We start from the raw sequence: 14,125 nt of genomic DNA, 5'->3' as shown, positions 1-14,125 counted from the left end.
CAACTTCACCGAGCTCCCGCGCATTCGGTCGGAGCGGCCTGCGTTCGAGTTGCACTACCCGCATATGGTGGACCGCATGCGCGACGAAGCCCACGTTGGCCAGAAGAGTCATAAGGCCGAAGAGATCAAAGAAGAGCCGTTGACGGTCGGAAGTCACGAATCGTCGGCCGAATCAGATTCCGGTTCGAACTGAGGTGACCACCGATATCAACCCCGGCCGCGCCGACACCGCGGGGCCGGAGGGTACGTCTGTGCTCATCACCGTGACCGGACACGACAAACCCGGCGTCACGTCTGTCCTGTTCGGGGCCTTGTCCACCCGCAACGTCAGCATTCTCGATGTGGAGCAGGTGGTCATTCGCGGCCGCCTCACGCTCGGCGTCCTCGTCCGGTGCATCGGCGACAGCGAGGAGCTGCAGGAGGTCATCGAGCAGGCGATGGACTCGGTAGGCGTCGACGTCACCGTCGAGGTCGGCGCCGAGAACGGCGACCGCAGGCTCTCGACGCACGCTGTGGTTGTCCTCGGAAGTCCGGTCAGTGCGAAGAGTTTCAGCGCTCTCGCCGGTGAACTCGCCCGCCAGGGTGGCAACATCGATTCGATCCGGGGCATCGCGGACTACCCGGTGACCGGCCTGGAGCTGCTCATCAGTGTCGATCGCGACAGCGTCGCGGCAGACGCCGCGCTGCGTAAAGGGCTGGCCGGTGTCGCGAGCAAGTACGGCATCGACGTCGCGGTCGAGCGTGGTGGCCTGGCCCGCCGGGCCAAACGTCTCATCGTCTTCGACGTCGACTCGACGCTGATCCAAGGCGAGGTCATCGAGATGCTCGCCGCTCGTGCGGGCCGCGAAGCCGAGGTCGCCGCGGTGACCGAGGCCGCCATGCGTGGCGAGCTCGATTTCGCCCAATCGCTGCACGAGCGCGTCGCCGCGCTGGCCGGACTCGATGTCTCCGTGCTCGACGAGGTCGCGAACGAACTGGAATTGACTCCGGGCGCGCGGACGACCATCCGGACGTTGCACCGGATGGGCTATCACTGTGGCGTGGTCTCCGGCGGTTTCCGCCAGGTCATCGAGCCGTTGGCCCACGAACTCGAACTGGACTTCGTCAAGGCGAACACGTTGGAGATCGCTGAGGGCAAACTCACCGGCAGGGTAGTGGGCGAGGTCGTCGATCGTGCCGGAAAAGCGAAGGCGCTCAGGGCTTTTGCTGACAGTGTCGGTGTGCCGATGGAGCAGACGATCGCAGTCGGCGACGGTGCCAACGACATCGACATGCTGACGGTCGCCGGACTGGGTATCGCGTTCAACGCCAAACCTGCGCTGCAGGAGGTCGCCGATGCGGCACTGTCGCATCCGTTCCTCGATGCCGTGCTGTTCATCCTCGGCGTCACCCGGGACGAGATCGAGGCCGCGGATGCGATCGACGGCGTCATGCGCCGGGTACCGCTGAACTGACCATGGATTCGGAACCGGTCGACGACCCGGAGGCCCGAGACGGCGAAGCTCGGCCGTCGACCTTTGCTGAGCGATTCGATCGATTGGTCGGATACGTTGGCGGGCACAGTGATCCGCCGGATCCCGGGCAGGTGCTCGCCATGCAGATGGTGCTGCACATACCCAAGGCGGAGCAGCCCGATCGCACAGATCTTCTGAATGCCGCGGCATCGGCGGTCGCACTGCTGTGTCTGGACGAGCGCAGTGGTGGCGACGGCCCATGGGCGGCGCCGATGGATGCCTGGTGCGATGCGCGGATCAGGAAGATTGCGCGGCGTGCGCGCGGTGCTCATTGGGAAGCCGCGCAGGAGGTTCCAGGGGTGACGGCCGGCTGTGGGACAGCGAGCGCCAGGGCCATTGTGCCGGGTCCGGTGGGGGAGACCGACAAACGCATTGCTCGCCTGCAGATCGGTGGCACCGAGATCGCGGGAGAAACAGCTGCCGGCCAGGCGCCCGACGGACCAGTGCTGTGGGTCAACCCCACGCTCGAGATGACGGTCGGGAAGCTCGCGGCACAGGTCGGGCATGCCTCGATGCTGGCCGTCAAGCTGATGAATCGCGAGCAAGCGGCCCAATGGTTTTCTGCCGGTTGTCCGGTGTCGGTTCGAGACGCGTCGACCAGCGACTGGGATCGGCTCCTCGCCGCAGATGCGGACGGAACGGCTGTCGCGGTCCGAGACGCCGGCTTCACCGAGATCGCGCCCGGTTCGGTCACCGTGATCGCCGAGACGAGCCGGGCGGCCGGGCCTGCGCCGGACTAATCTGGGCGTATGACAGAGCTGCCGGAGTGGGCCGTCGACCTCGCGTTGGAACCCCACCCCGAGGGCGGTTTCTACCGGCAGACATGGGTCAGCGATCTGACCATCCCGAAATCGGTGCTACCGGACGGATATCCCGCAGAGCGTGCCGCCGGTACCGCAATCCTTTTCTTGCTCTTGCCCGGCCAGCATTCTGCGTGGCACACCGTGCGCAGCGCGGAGATCTGGCTGCACCACCGCGGGTCTCCGGTCGCTCTGGGTCTGGGTGGTCAGGGCAGCGCACCGGCGGATGAACACACGGTGCTGGTCGGCTCGGACATTCTCGCCGGGCAGCGTCCGCAGTACGTGCTGTCGCCGGGCCAGTGGCAGCGTGCCACCCCTCATGGAGACGAACCGTCGCTCGTGAGTTGTATTGTCGTGCCGGGCTTCGACTTTGCCGACTTCACGATGGGTTGACGCCGGACACAGCCGCACATACGGGATCAGCCGATTCGGCGACACTCTCGGCATCGGACGGTCAGTCGCCCCGCGGTGCGGCACGATAGGGGGGTGCGTGAAACGGACCCAGACCTACTGATCGACTTCGAGGACGTGGCGTTGCGGCGCGGCGGGAACACCCTCGTCGGCCCCATCTCCTGGAAGGTCGAGCTCGACGAACGGTGGGTCATCCTCGGCCCCAACGGCGCGGGCAAGACCTCCCTGATGCGGATGGCGGCCGCCGAAACGCACCCCTCCAGTGGCAGCGCGTTCTTGCTCGGTGAACCGGTCGGCCGCACGGAGGTCCGCGAGCTGACCACCAGGATCGGCGTCACCTCGGCGTTGCTCGGTGAGCGGATCCCGGAGCAGGAGATCGTCAGCGACCTCGTCATCTCCGCCGGTTACGCGGTGCTCGGCCGTTGGAAGGAGGCGTACGACGACGTCGATCGTGAACAAGCCCTCGAGATGCTCGAGTCGATGGGGGCCGAACATCTCGCCGACCGCACTTTCGGCACGTTGTCGGAGGGCGAACGCAAACGCGTACTCGTCGCGCGAGCCCTCATGATCAACCCGGAGCTGCTGCTGCTCGACGAACCCGCCGCAGGCCTGGACCTCGGCGGTCGTGAGGAACTGGTGGCCCGGCTCGCGGTCCTGGCGGCCGACCCCGACGCCCCGGCGACCGTCCTGGTGACGCATCATGTCGAAGAGATCCCGATCGGGTTCACTCACGCGATGCTGCTCAAGGAGGGTCTGGTCGTGGCTCAAGGCCTGATCGAAGACGTCATCACCGCCGAGAACCTGTCCAGCGCGTTCAGCCAGTCCATCGCTCTGGACAAGGCCGACGGCCGGTTCTTCGCCCGGCGGGCACGTGCTGCCGGCGGCCACCGGAGGCGCGCCGAATGACGTTCACCATCGTCGACGACCCGGAATCGGTTCCGATGCGCGACGCCGCGACCGTTGTGCTCGTACGGCCAGGGGCGAGCGCACCGATCGAGGTGTTCCTGATGCGTCGGGTGAAACAGATGGAGTTCGCCGGCGGAATGACGGTGTTCCCAGGCGGCGGTGTCGACCCCCGCGACGCCGAAGTCGATCTTGCCTGGACCGGTCCCGATGAGGACTGGTGGGCCGAACAGTTTCACACCGAGCCTGCGACCGCCCAGGCGCTGGTCTGCGCAGCGGTACGCGAACTCTTCGAAGAATGTGGCGTGTTGCTGGCTGCCCGCTCGGACGGCAGCTTCCCCGATACGTCCCAACTGACCGCTGAACGCGCCGGGCTCGTCGACAAATCCCTGTCGTTTGCGCAGTTCCTGCGCGAGGCGGGCCTCTCGCTGCGTGCGGACCTGCTTCGCCCGCTCGCGCACTGGATCACCCCGCTCGGAGAGAAGCGGCGCTACGACACCCGGTTCTTTCTCGCCGTCTTGCCGGAGGGACAGACCGCTGACGGTGAGACCACCGAGGCGTCCGAGACCGGTTGGGCGACCCCGCAGGCGGCGATCGCGTCGTGGGATGACGGAAAGCACTTCTTACTGCCACCCACCTGGACCCAGCTGAAGGAACTGTCGAAGTACGACAGTGTCGACGACGCACTTGCTGCCGACCGGGTGGTCGAGAGCATCACCCCGAACTTCGTATCCACCGGAGAAAAGGTTCGGATCGAGTTCGACGGCGAAGAGGAATACCGTCGGGTCAACGATCTCTTCTGACCAGGGAACCCTGCTCAGGCGTCGGGATCAGGTGTCGGTTCGGCACCTTCGCGCTCGTCGCGGTCGGCCCACTCCAGCAAGGTGTCGAGGCGGAAGGCACGATCGTCGATCTCCGCGTGTAGATCGCCGAGTTCGGCGAATCGGGCCGGAACGGTCGCGATCGTGAGTGCCTGCGGTTCCACGTCGCCGATCTCGTCCCAGCTGATGGGTGTCGACACTGTGCCTTCGGGGTTGCCACGCACCGAGTACGCACTGGCGATCGTGTGGTCTCGCGTGTTCTGGTTGTAGTCGACGAACACGGCGCTGGGGTCACGATCTTTGCGCCACCACGTGGTGGTCACCTCGCTCGGAGCCCTGCGCTCGACCTCTCTGGCGAAGGCATGTGCGGCGCGGCGGACGTCGGCGAAACCCCACTCGGGTTCGATGCGCACGTAGATGTGCAGGCCGGATCCGCCTGACGTCTTCGGGAATCCGAGTATACCGAGTTCGTCGAGGACCTCGTGTGCGACGTGAGCGGTGCGCCGCACCTTGTCGAAGGAACAATCGGGCATCGGATCGAGGTCGATGCGCCACTCATCGGGCTTTTCTGTGTCGAAGCGTCGCGAGTTCCAGGGATGGAATTCGACAGTCGACATCTGCACCGCCCAGATCACGCTGCCGAGCTCGGTCACACAGACCTCATCGGCGGTCCTGCCGAACCGCGGAAAGAAGATGTTGACGGTCTCGAGCCAGTCCGGCGCGCCCGCCGGTATCCGTTTCTGGTGGACCTTCTGTCCGGCGACGCCCTTGGGGTAGCGATGCAACATGCACGGCCGATCGAGGAGCGCCCGCACGATTCCGTCGCCGACCGACAGGTAGTAGTTGACGAGGTCGAGCTTGGTCTCCCCGCGGGCCGGAAAGTACTCACGCTCTGGGCTCGACACGCGCACCACGCGGCCACCGACCTCGATCTCGACTGCCTCACCGTGTGGGGTCGCTGCCATCCCCCGACAGTAGGGGATCACCGGTGCACCCGGTAGCCTGCGGAGCATGCCTGAGTTCGTGACATTGCAGACCTCTGACGAGTTTCCCGGGGTGGCGACCATCCTGCTGAACCGTCCCCCGATGAACGCACTGAGCCGCCAGGTCCAGGCCGAGCTGGCCGAGGCCGCACGTGAAGCGACCCAGCGCGACGACATCAAGGCGGTTGTCGTCTACGGCGGCCCGAAGGTCCTGGCTGCAGGCGCCGACATCAAAGAACTCAACGATCTGACGTTCTCCGAGGTGCAGAAGGTCGCGGGCCGCCTGCAGGCCGACCTCGGTTCCATCGCCGCCATCCCGAAGCCGACCGTTGCGGCCATCACCGGATACGCACTGGGCGGCGGACTCGAGGTGGCACTCGGTGCCGACCGCCGGATCGCCGGGGACAACGCCAAACTGGGAGTGCCCGAGATCTTGCTCGGCGTGATTCCCGGTGGCGGCGGCACCCAGCGTCTCGCTCGGCTGATCGGCCCCGCGAAGGCCAAGGACCTGGTGTTCACCGGGCGCTTCGTCGGTGCCGCAGAAGCACTGGAGATCGGGCTCGTGGACGAGGTCGTTGCACCGGACGAGGTCTACAACGCTGCGCTCAAGTGGGCGTCGAAGTTCAGCGGCGCCGCGAGCGTGGCGCTCGCCGCCGCCAAAGCCGCCATCGACGAGGGCCTCGACGTCGATCTGGCCACCGGACTCAAGATCGAAGAGCACGTCTTCGCGGCACTGTTCTCCACCGACGACCGGAAGATCGGAATGGCATCCTTCGTCGAGAACGGCCCGGGCAAGGCCCAGTTCACCGGCAAGTAGCCTCCCTCTACGGAAAGTGGTTGTAGACCCATGACTTCGTCTCCCAGCGATCCCGCTCCCAACCCGCACGCGAGTGCCGATGAGGTGCAGGCCGCGCTCAAGGACACCAAGCTCGCCCAGGTGCTCTACCACGACTGGGAAGCGGAGACCTACGACGACAAGTGGTCGATCAGCTACGACGAACGCTGCATCGATTACGCTCGCGGCCGATTCGACGCGGTCGCCGGTGACCAGCCGTTGCCCTATGGGCGCGCCCTGGAACTCGGTTGTGGCACAGGCTTTTTCCTATTGAATCTCATGCAGGGCGGGATCGCTGCCAAGGGGTCGGTCACCGATCTCTCGCCCGGCATGGTCAAGGTTGCCCTGCGCAACGCCGAGAACCTCGGCCTCGACGTCGACGGCCGGGTCGCCGACGCCGAGACGATTCCGTACGAAGACAACACCTTCGACCTCGTCGTCGGGCATGCGGTCCTGCACCACATCCCCGACGTCGAGAAGTCGTTGCGTGAGGTGCTGCGTGTTCTCAAGCCCGGCGGCCGTTTCGTGTTCGCGGGTGAACCGTCGACGATCGGCGATTTCTACGCCCGCTGGCTCTCGCGCGCCACCTGGGCCGCGACCACAAACCTCACCAAACTCGGTCCGCTGCAGGACTGGCGCAGGCCGCAGGCAGAACTCGATGAATCCTCTCGCGCCGCAGCACTGGAAGCCGTTGTCGACATCCACACGTTCGACCCCGCAGATCTCGAGACGATGTCGCGGTCGGCGGGCGCCGTCAACGTCAAGACCGCGACCGAGGAGTTCGCTGCCGCGATGCTGGGGTGGCCCGTTCGCACCTTCGAAGCCGCGGTGCCGCCCGAGAAACTCGGTTGGGGCTGGGCCCGGTTTGCCTTCGGCGGCTGGAAGCGGCTCACCTGGGTGGATGAGAACATCCTGCGAAAAGTGGTGCCGCCCAAGTTCTTCTACAACGTGATCGTTACCGGCGTGAAGCCGGGTTAGGCCTGGTCAGAACCACTGCCGGTCTCGTCCGTCCGCAGTGCGTCCGCAGTAGATTCGAGGTACATCTTCGATGACGCCTTGCGGGTCCGGTCCTCGGCCCGCGGCCACAGGTGCGAGTAGGTGTTGAGGGTCGTGGTCGCGTCCTTGTGGCCCATCGCCCGCTGGACGGTCACGACGTCGCAGCCATCAGCGATCAGTCCACTGGCGTAGAAATGCCGGAGGTCGTGCAGGCTGTAGTCGCCGCCATTCTTCTTCCGCAATCGGCCGAATCGGGGCTCGACGACATTGGCTGTCCAGGGACCGTTCGCGTTACTCCACAGCCACCGGTCGGCGTCGTCGCCGGGGGAGTGGATTCGCACGTGCTCGGCCAGCTCGGCGATCAGCTCCATCGACACATAGACCGTTCGGACACTGCCGTACTTCGGAGCCCGTATCTCGCCGGGCTGACTCTGGCGTTCGACGCGGATCTCACCGCGCAGGAAATTGATATCCGAGACCCGGAGCCCGCACGCCTCACCGAGACGGAGGCCGGCGAACGCGCACACCGCGACGAACCCTCGCATCACGTCATGGTGCTCGGTGCACGCTGCCATCAGCTTGCCGACCTCGACGGGCGTCGGGATCTTCATCGTGTGCTCGGATTTGATGATGCGCGGCAACTTCACGTTCTGCGCCGGGTCGCGGGCCAGGAGGCGATCGCGCTCGGCAGCCCGGAGCACTGACCGCACGTTGTTAAATCGCGTCTTGATGGTCGACGGCAGCAGCTTCTTGTCCTGCATCGACTTCACCCACGCCTCGACATGCGACGGACGCAGCTCCATCAACGGCAGATCGCTGAACGTGACGCCGTTCGCCGCCAGGTCCATCGCGGTCATCGTGCCCGTCACCCACACCTGCCGCTGAGACCACTCGCGGTAGAACGCCGAGAAGGTGATCGATCCACGCTTCGGGTCGACGTAGTTTCCGGTGATGTGCGAAGCAGTGATTTCGTCTAGCCACGCCTGGGCGTCGACCTTGACGCGGAAACTCTTCGAGTGCTCTTGGCCGGCCTCGTCGACATATCTTGCCCGCCAACGGTTTCCCTTTCCGTAGCTCGCGGTACGGGTCTTCTTGTCGGTCTTCAGCCAGCGGTCTTCGACGCCAGCGCGCCGGTTACGTTTCTGGATCATCTGAGGGCTTTGGCTCTAGTCCGATCACCAGTGCATCGAGAAACGCTGAAACGTCAAACGCTGCGTTGTAATCCCATCGCCAGTACGCGGGTTTTCGTGCCATCTGTTCTTCTCTGCCGGGCAGAGATGAGATGTATTCCAGGAAGTATGCAGCGAACTCGGCGCGCGTCTTCTCGTCCTCATCCTCGTTTGGCGCCCAGGTACCGATGGCCATGAAGAGGGCTTCAAGATATTGCGAAACAGCTTCTCGCGCATCGTAATAGGTCGCAGTGGCAAGTTCTTGCCAACCTTGATTGCTGATCTTCTCGTCTGGTCCGTAGCTGACCATACTGATATCGAAATGAAGAAAATCGGCAATCTGCATGGCTTCCACGAGCTTTGGCTCCCGTTGTCCGGTTTCCATCCTCGTGATCGCCGCCTGGTCGACCCCTATTCCGAGGGCCTGCAATTTCTCTGCCAACGCGCGCTGACTGAGACCAATACGCGTCCGGTGTTCTCGAAGGACGTCCCCGAAGGTTTGATTCACACACAACATCGTAGGTGCTTGACAGCATCACCAACAAGTGCCAACCTGATGATGATTCACTCACTGAATCGTGATGCAGCCAATGAATCTAACGGAGGCCACTGACATGACAGAAGAGTTTCTTTCCACCAAGCAGGTCGCGGAGCGCTGGCCGTTCCTCATGGAGGCCACGCTGAGGTACTGGAGACATACGAATGAGGGCCCGAAGTCATTCCGTGCGGGCCGTCGGGTGGTGTATCGGCGCAGCGAAGTTGAAAGCTGGTTGTCAGAACAGGAGGCCGTGACCAGTCGCGGTGGTGCGGCGTGACCGAAGCCTCTATGACCCCCGAGCAGATGGGCGCCGCCGCCGTGGCGTTTGGGCTCAAATGCGACGACTGCCTCGGGCACCCTGATGTCGCCGAGGGTCGGGTGGCTGGCGAGGCAGGGCCGATCCGACTTCTGTACTTCCGCCACGATCCGACGTGCCCGCGCGAGGTGACCCTCAATGATCAGTGACCTCGCACCCCAGATGTCCGAGACTCTGAACTCGGCAACAACCGTGGGCCTCAGCCTCACAGTTGACGAAAGAAATGCCCCCGGATCTGCAGCAACAGAGTCCGAGGGCGATCACCGCAATCCCCTGATGGAGGAACTGAACGATGTCATCCCATTATACAAGACCCACCGACAAGCACCGGCGGTCGCATCTCGGCGACCTGGAGCGCGATGCGGCAATCGACCTGCTCGCGACGATTCAGCCCGAGTGCCTCGGCGACCTGTTGGATTACGCGCGAGCGATCGAGCACCGGTCCATTGTTGGACCGATCTTGATGCCGACCCGGCCGTCGGGGTTGTCTCCGCGCACCCGCGCTCGGCGCCGGAACGGCGGTGCGTGATGACCAGCACGCAACCGACCCACTTCGCGCCGATCCTGCCCGGCAAGTTCTCGATCAACGAGGTCGACGACTTCCTCGACAACAACTATCAGCGGGCGCTCGGGATCGACGCCATTAAGCGAATCGTCAAAGCGCTGAACAAGCTAACGTTTACCGACGCAATCGCTCGAATGACCGCGCTCGATGAACAGGTCCGGGCTGAACTCGACGCCCTGCCGCAGACACCGGCGGCAGTCCACCAGCTCCGCACCCTTGCCCCGCCCGAGGACCTGGTCATCGATATCGACCCGTATGGGACCGCAGAGCACCCGTGGTTCACCAACCGGCCAGCCTGGTCGGACCCCGGCAACGATCATCTCGACCTCGACGACGGAACGACCTGCCGATCGCGGTCGTTTTGGAGCTCGGAACAGTTCTCGATCCCGTGCCCTCGATACGCCAGTAGAGTCGCCAAAGGCAAGCACCAATTCGCTTGTCTCACAACAGCACTCGTGCAACCGATAGATGCTGCAGAGCCGTACATCACGCTTGACCGGAAAGGGTGGAACACCACGACCGGCGAGCCAATCCACCCTATCCATCACAAGTTCGAACTCAATGAAGCTGTGACTTTCGCTCACCTGCTACTGAGTTTGGTGGACCTCGCGAGCGGAGATGATGTCGGTGAGTGAACCGATTCGCTTGACGTCCACCGTCGACGGCGAACCCTTTCTGTCGACGGATGCTCTGTCGTTGCTGCTCGGTGTGGACGAGGGCCTGATTGCTGAGCGGTTCAAGCAAACCGACCCCTCCACATCCGCCGGAGTCATGCTCCTCCCCGAAGCCTGGATGAAACAGGGACGACGGCGGGCACGCGAGGCGATGGCACACACCGGATCGAACGACATGCTGTCCGCGCTCCGCTACTGGGCGCGAAAGAAGGGCCTCGACGTGATTCTCACCGAGGACCCCGAAGGTGGTGATGCGCACCAGGTTTGATCCAGACGGTTTTCATGCAGGCCCGTTCCGAAAACAACTGCTGAAAAACCAAAGCGGTGGGGGTGCGCACTAGTGCGCACCCCCACCGAGAAAGCCGACACCATCACATGTCCGTTACCCAGAATCCCACCAGCCCGTGGCTGTTGCAACCCGCCCCGCCCTACCGCCCGCTACCCCCCAGCGGCGAACGCCGCCGCGCAGCCGCCGCGCAACGAATGCCCGCAATGGACTGCTCATGCCGAGATCCATGGACCTGCCGCCACAACCGCGACGACGACAGCGACGCCTACCTCGACGGCTGGATCGACGCCGCCACACACCTCCTGGACGCCGGCGTCTGCCCCGTTGTCCCCGTTGACATCGCCAGGCAGCTCTGGCGCCGCCGCGAACGCAGTGGCCGTGAACTGGTCAACGAACTCATGGAAAGAGGCGCGATCCCGCAATGACCCTGTCTCTGCCCGACGACGCCTCGCCCGCAGACTTGGAATACGCCCAGCTCGACGACATCCACCGCGGCCAGGTGAGAATGGCCTACCGACTTGCGCGCAGGTTCGCCGGTGAGCTGCTGCACGTCAGCGGCATCGGCTGGCACACCTGGGACGGCCGACGGTGGACCTGCGACGACGACGGGACCGCTCGCCGCGCCGTCCTCACCGTCCTCCGCGACGCCCTGGCCAACGCGCTCGGCGACAAAGAGCTGAATGCGGACGTCCGGAGATGCGAATCGGCGGCCGGGATCTCCGGGGTGCTCGATGTCGCGTCAGCTTTAATGCCATTCGCTGCGACCGTCCGCGATCTCGATAGCGATCCGTACCTGCTCAATTGCGCGAACGGCACGCTAAATCTCCGGACAATGCGGATGTGGCCACACGACCCCAGTGACCGAATCACGAAAGTGTGTGCCGCCAGATACGATTCAGACGCCAAAGGGGCTGACTGGTCAGGGTTTCTCGCACGTGTATTACCCGACGTCGACGTCCGCGACTACCTGCAGCGATTGGTCGGCGTTGGTCTGCTCGGCCTGGTACTCGAGCACGTTCTTGCGATATTGACCGGCACCGGCGCCAACGGCAAGGGAACGTTCTACAAGGCGGTCAACCACGCTCTCGGCGACTACGCAACCACTGCCGAACCCGATCTGTTTATGCACCGCCAGGGTGCCCACCCGACCGGCGAAATGGACCTCCTCGGCGCCCGGATGGTCGTCGTATCAGAGTCGGAGAAGGACCGCCGACTGGCAGAAGCGACGATGAAACGGCTCACCGGTGGCGACACAATCCGTGCCCGCCGCATGCGGCAAGACTTTATCGAGTTCACCCCGTCTCACACGCCTCTACTCATCACGAATCACCTACCCAAGGTGTCCGGCGACGACCCCGCGATCTGGAGACGACTGCGAGTTATCCCTTTCGACGTCGAGATTCCACCAGCTGAACGCGACAAGCACCTCGACGAACAACTACAAGCTGACGCCGACGCGGTCCTCCTATGGGCCATACGGGGCTATGAGTCCTACGCCGAGCGCCAGAACCTGGCCGAACCACCGAGCGTTCTCCGGGCGACTGAGGCCTATCACCAAGACTCCGACGCGATCGCACGATTTATCGCCGAGGAGTGCGTGACATCCAGCCCGGCAGTCAAAGCCACAACAGCCAAGTTGTTCGAAGCGTGGACCCATTGGGCCGCGAGAGATGGCAGCGAGGCACTCAACCAGAAAGCATTCGGTCTGGCGCTCGACAGACACGGCTATCCGGTCACAAACCGCACAGCCGCTGGACGGTGGCGAAGCGGGATCGGCGTCAGGAGTGACGCCCACGAAAGCGATGACGCATGACGCAAATGACGCACCATATGTATCGCACTACACGCACGCGCCTATGGCGTCATACTTTTCGTCTGTCATTAGCGTCATTCGTGCAGGTCCAAGGTTTCTGCGATGGCTGACGACGAAGAGACACCCTTCCGGCCCGTAAAGCAATGGCCGCCGTACCGGCCACGCAACGTGGCCAGCTTCAAGCCACCGTCTGCCTACCCCAAGTGCAGTGTGTGTGGTCGCGCGATGATGTGCGGTCAGCGAGGACACCACCTCTCATGCGCAGGGGTTACATCGGAAATGCGACCCAGCGAATGGACTGGATCATGATGCGCCGCGTGCCCTCGCTTGCCGGCTATCTCGGTCCGATCCCAGACCTCGCGCTGGCCCAGTGCATCGGCCTGGGCGGACTCTTCGATCCCAGGGGGCAGAACGAATCCCGATCAATCCGTCGACGCGCGGCACGGACGTGCGCTCGATATCTGTCGACGCTGCCCCGTCGTCGAGGAGTGCGCGCGGTGGGCCAGTGCTCTCCCACGCAGCAAATCCCCGGGCGGAGTCGTCGGCGGCATCCGCACCGTCAGTCGGCCAGTCGGTCGACCACCCACATCCGAACAACAGAAGGAGACCCCGTGATCGAGGACATCGGTCGTCGGTTCCGAGCAGCCTGCCCTGACGTGAGCCGATTCGGTCGCCGCGGCGACGAGTGGCCCACCCACCGCGCGAAGTCCCGCGGCCGGCGCCTACGCGCTTCGCTACCCGACGAGACACCGCCCATGATCGGCATCGTATGAGACGGCTGCTGGTCACGATCGACTCCGATGGCGAGGTCGCGTTTTCGATGAACTTCCTGTCCCTGATGATCGGCGTACCGCTGGCTGAGTTCGCCGACCACTACGCCGAAGATGCCACCCAGGTTGCCGAGTGGCCAGAGGAGTGGAAGCAACGCATGCGCCGGAGATATCAGGAAGGTTCCGCCCACACGAACAGCGACAACCTTCTTATCGCGTTCGATTGGTGGGCCCGCCGCGCAGGCCACTACATGGTCGCCGAGGGCGCCGACGTGTTCCTCGATCCGCTTCCCTGATGGCCGAGCTGACACCGCGCCAGGTCGATGCCGCTCTGTATGCCGTATCCGACATGGTCGCCAGGCGGATGCTGGAGCGCAAGGAAATACCGATCGATGTGATTCTGTTAGAGCGTCTCTTGCTGGGCATTTCCGGTACCGGAAGGGGAATCAGTTGCGCTGAAACAGAATTGGTTGCAGACCCCTTGATCGGGCCCGACGAAGCGGCAGCAATCCTCGGATGCACACCGCGTCGAGTCAGACAGATCCATCAGGATCTCGACGGCGTTCAGGTCAACAGCTCGTGGGTCTTTCGGAGGCGAACAGTCGCCGAATACGCGACCGCGAAGGCTATTCGAGATGTCCGAGACCGACTACTTGCGACTCGGGATGGAACAGACCATCCGGGAGCTGTCGACTGAGGAGTTCCTCAACCTCGTCCGTCGGGTAAGA

Annotated in this window: 20 protein-coding genes and 1 pseudogene; 18 read left to right on the top strand and 3 right to left on the bottom strand. The window is 64.0% G+C overall.

Going from position 1 to position 14,125, the window contains the following annotated elements:
- The 6 genes and pseudogenes from BFL43_RS20515 to BFL43_RS20490 all read left to right on the top strand — a co-directional run.
- Positions 1-193 (top strand): annotated as a pseudogene (locus tag BFL43_RS20515) (cytochrome ubiquinol oxidase subunit I); the annotation flags it as partial.
- A 1-nt stretch (position 194) separates the two neighbouring features.
- Complete coding sequence (gene serB, locus BFL43_RS20510; RefSeq protein ID WP_084836620.1) at positions 195-1,454, top strand: phosphoserine phosphatase SerB; 1,260 nt, start codon at positions 195-197, stop codon at positions 1,452-1,454.
- Positions 1,455-1,456: 2 nt separating this feature from the next.
- A complete protein-coding gene (locus BFL43_RS20505; protein ID WP_084894301.1) occupies positions 1,457-2,254 on the top strand; it encodes an aminoacyl-tRNA hydrolase in 798 nt (265 codons plus the stop codon).
- Between the two features lie 9 nt (positions 2,255-2,263).
- Entirely contained in the window at positions 2,264-2,707 is a 444-nt protein-coding gene (locus BFL43_RS20500; RefSeq protein ID WP_084894300.1) for a cupin domain-containing protein, read from the top strand.
- Positions 2,708-2,800: 93 nt separating this feature from the next.
- Positions 2,801-3,631: an ABC transporter ATP-binding protein gene (locus BFL43_RS20495; protein ID WP_084836623.1), complete on the top strand. Its 831-nt coding sequence runs from the start codon at positions 2,801-2,803 to the stop codon at positions 3,629-3,631.
- Positions 3,628-4,431, top strand: coding sequence for an NUDIX domain-containing protein (locus BFL43_RS20490; RefSeq protein ID WP_084894299.1), 804 nt, complete (start codon positions 3,628-3,630; stop codon positions 4,429-4,431). Before BFL43_RS20495 ends, BFL43_RS20490 begins: the two co-directional genes overlap by 4 nt.
- 14 nt (positions 4,432-4,445) lie before the next feature.
- On the opposite strand, the gene ligD is transcribed toward BFL43_RS20490, so the two are convergent.
- A complete protein-coding gene (gene ligD / locus BFL43_RS20485) occupies positions 4,446-5,414 on the bottom strand; it encodes a non-homologous end-joining DNA ligase (protein ID WP_084894298.1) in 969 nt (322 codons plus the stop codon).
- A 46-nt stretch (positions 5,415-5,460) separates the two neighbouring features.
- Here ligD and BFL43_RS20480 point away from each other — a divergent pair, with 46 nt between their 5' ends.
- Together BFL43_RS20480 and BFL43_RS20475 are read left to right on the top strand one after the other, a co-directional pair.
- Complete coding sequence (locus tag BFL43_RS20480) at positions 5,461-6,249, top strand: enoyl-CoA hydratase-related protein (RefSeq protein ID WP_084894297.1); 789 nt, start codon at positions 5,461-5,463, stop codon at positions 6,247-6,249.
- A gap of 30 nt (positions 6,250-6,279) precedes the next feature.
- Entirely contained in the window at positions 6,280-7,245 is a 966-nt protein-coding gene (locus BFL43_RS20475) for a class I SAM-dependent methyltransferase (protein ID WP_084894296.1), read from the top strand.
- Here the strand turns inward: BFL43_RS20475 and BFL43_RS20470 are convergent.
- Entirely contained in the window at positions 7,242-8,414 is a 1,173-nt protein-coding gene (locus BFL43_RS20470; protein WP_084894295.1) for a tyrosine-type recombinase/integrase, read from the bottom strand. The genes BFL43_RS20475 and BFL43_RS20470 overlap by 4 nt on opposite strands.
- Positions 8,398-8,940, bottom strand: coding sequence for a helix-turn-helix domain-containing protein (locus tag BFL43_RS20465; protein ID WP_168176687.1), 543 nt, complete (start codon positions 8,938-8,940; stop codon positions 8,398-8,400). Before BFL43_RS20465 ends, BFL43_RS20470 begins: the two co-directional genes overlap by 17 nt.
- Positions 8,941-9,046: 106 nt before the next feature.
- Between BFL43_RS20465 and BFL43_RS20460 the strand changes: the two genes are divergently transcribed.
- From BFL43_RS20460 to BFL43_RS20415, 10 genes are all read left to right on the top strand, one after another.
- The gene (locus BFL43_RS20460) at positions 9,047-9,247 is read left to right on the top strand and encodes a helix-turn-helix domain-containing protein (protein WP_084894324.1); all 201 of its coding nucleotides are present in this window, start codon (positions 9,047-9,049) and stop codon (positions 9,245-9,247) included.
- Positions 9,244-9,435 carry a hypothetical protein gene (locus BFL43_RS20455; RefSeq protein ID WP_084894293.1) on the top strand — a complete coding sequence of 64 codons (192 nt, stop codon included), beginning with the start codon at positions 9,244-9,246 and terminating at the stop codon, positions 9,433-9,435. Before BFL43_RS20460 ends, BFL43_RS20455 begins: the two co-directional genes overlap by 4 nt.
- 143 nt (positions 9,436-9,578) lie before the next feature.
- Positions 9,579-9,815 (top strand): hypothetical protein, encoded by a 237-nt coding sequence (locus BFL43_RS20450; protein ID WP_084894292.1) that lies wholly within the window; start codon positions 9,579-9,581, stop codon positions 9,813-9,815.
- Positions 9,815-10,486 (top strand): hypothetical protein, encoded by a 672-nt coding sequence (locus BFL43_RS20445; RefSeq protein WP_084894291.1) that lies wholly within the window; start codon positions 9,815-9,817, stop codon positions 10,484-10,486. The genes BFL43_RS20450 and BFL43_RS20445 overlap by 1 nt, the downstream gene beginning before the upstream one ends.
- Positions 10,479-10,793 (top strand): hypothetical protein, encoded by a 315-nt coding sequence (locus BFL43_RS20440; RefSeq protein ID WP_084894323.1) that lies wholly within the window; start codon positions 10,479-10,481, stop codon positions 10,791-10,793. The genes BFL43_RS20445 and BFL43_RS20440 overlap by 8 nt, the downstream gene beginning before the upstream one ends.
- Positions 10,794-10,900: 107 nt before the next feature.
- Positions 10,901-11,239: a hypothetical protein gene (locus BFL43_RS20435; RefSeq protein WP_240498381.1), complete on the top strand. Its 339-nt coding sequence runs from the start codon at positions 10,901-10,903 to the stop codon at positions 11,237-11,239.
- An 80-nt stretch (positions 11,240-11,319) separates the two neighbouring features.
- Positions 11,320-12,627 (top strand): phage/plasmid primase, P4 family, encoded by a 1,308-nt coding sequence (locus BFL43_RS20430; RefSeq protein ID WP_240498386.1) that lies wholly within the window; start codon positions 11,320-11,322, stop codon positions 12,625-12,627.
- 611 nt (positions 12,628-13,238) lie between these two features.
- On the top strand, positions 13,239-13,400 hold the full coding sequence (locus BFL43_RS29055; RefSeq protein ID WP_168176686.1) for a hypothetical protein: 162 nt from the start codon (positions 13,239-13,241) through the stop codon (positions 13,398-13,400).
- Positions 13,397-13,693 carry a hypothetical protein gene (locus BFL43_RS20420; protein ID WP_084894287.1) on the top strand — a complete coding sequence of 99 codons (297 nt, stop codon included), beginning with the start codon at positions 13,397-13,399 and terminating at the stop codon, positions 13,691-13,693. Before BFL43_RS29055 ends, BFL43_RS20420 begins: the two co-directional genes overlap by 4 nt.
- Positions 13,693-14,094, top strand: a complete 402-nt coding sequence (locus BFL43_RS20415; RefSeq protein WP_084894286.1) for a hypothetical protein — start codon at positions 13,693-13,695, stop codon at positions 14,092-14,094. The genes BFL43_RS20420 and BFL43_RS20415 overlap by 1 nt, the downstream gene beginning before the upstream one ends.
- Positions 14,095-14,125 lie beyond the last annotated feature (31 nt).

The organism is Williamsia sp. 1135, assembly GCF_002095395.1.
Taxonomy (GTDB): domain Bacteria; phylum Actinomycetota; class Actinomycetes; order Mycobacteriales; family Mycobacteriaceae; genus Williamsia.
This window is presented reverse-complemented; position numbering and strand designations above follow the sequence as displayed.

Excerpts from the sequence above, each read along its gene's own strand:
- BFL43_RS20450 (WP_084894292.1), top strand. The coding sequence starts at position 9,579 with ATGTCATCCCATTATACAAGACCCACCGACAAGCACCGGCGGTCGCAT.
- BFL43_RS20480 (WP_084894297.1), top strand. The coding sequence starts at position 5,461 with ATGCCTGAGTTCGTGACATTGCAGACCTCTGACGAGTTTCCCGGGGTG.
- BFL43_RS20435 (WP_240498381.1), top strand. The coding sequence starts at position 10,901 with ATGTCCGTTACCCAGAATCCCACCAGCCCGTGGCTGTTGCAACCCGCC.
- BFL43_RS20470 (WP_084894295.1), bottom strand. The coding sequence starts at position 8,414 with ATGATCCAGAAACGTAACCGGCGCGCTGGCGTCGAAGACCGCTGGCTG.
- BFL43_RS20415 (WP_084894286.1), top strand. The coding sequence starts at position 13,693 with ATGGCCGAGCTGACACCGCGCCAGGTCGATGCCGCTCTGTATGCCGTA.
- BFL43_RS20445 (WP_084894291.1), top strand. The coding sequence starts at position 9,815 with ATGACCAGCACGCAACCGACCCACTTCGCGCCGATCCTGCCCGGCAAG.
- ligD (WP_084894298.1), bottom strand. The coding sequence starts at position 5,414 with ATGGCAGCGACCCCACACGGTGAGGCAGTCGAGATCGAGGTCGGTGGC.
- BFL43_RS20500 (WP_084894300.1), top strand. The coding sequence starts at position 2,264 with ATGACAGAGCTGCCGGAGTGGGCCGTCGACCTCGCGTTGGAACCCCAC.
- BFL43_RS20420 (WP_084894287.1), top strand. The coding sequence starts at position 13,397 with ATGAGACGGCTGCTGGTCACGATCGACTCCGATGGCGAGGTCGCGTTT.
- BFL43_RS20505 (WP_084894301.1), top strand. The coding sequence starts at position 1,457 with ATGGATTCGGAACCGGTCGACGACCCGGAGGCCCGAGACGGCGAAGCT.
- BFL43_RS20490 (WP_084894299.1), top strand. The coding sequence starts at position 3,628 with ATGACGTTCACCATCGTCGACGACCCGGAATCGGTTCCGATGCGCGAC.
- BFL43_RS20430 (WP_240498386.1), top strand. The coding sequence starts at position 11,320 with ATGGCCTACCGACTTGCGCGCAGGTTCGCCGGTGAGCTGCTGCACGTC.
- BFL43_RS20460 (WP_084894324.1), top strand. The coding sequence starts at position 9,047 with ATGACAGAAGAGTTTCTTTCCACCAAGCAGGTCGCGGAGCGCTGGCCG.
- BFL43_RS20475 (WP_084894296.1), top strand. The coding sequence starts at position 6,280 with ATGACTTCGTCTCCCAGCGATCCCGCTCCCAACCCGCACGCGAGTGCC.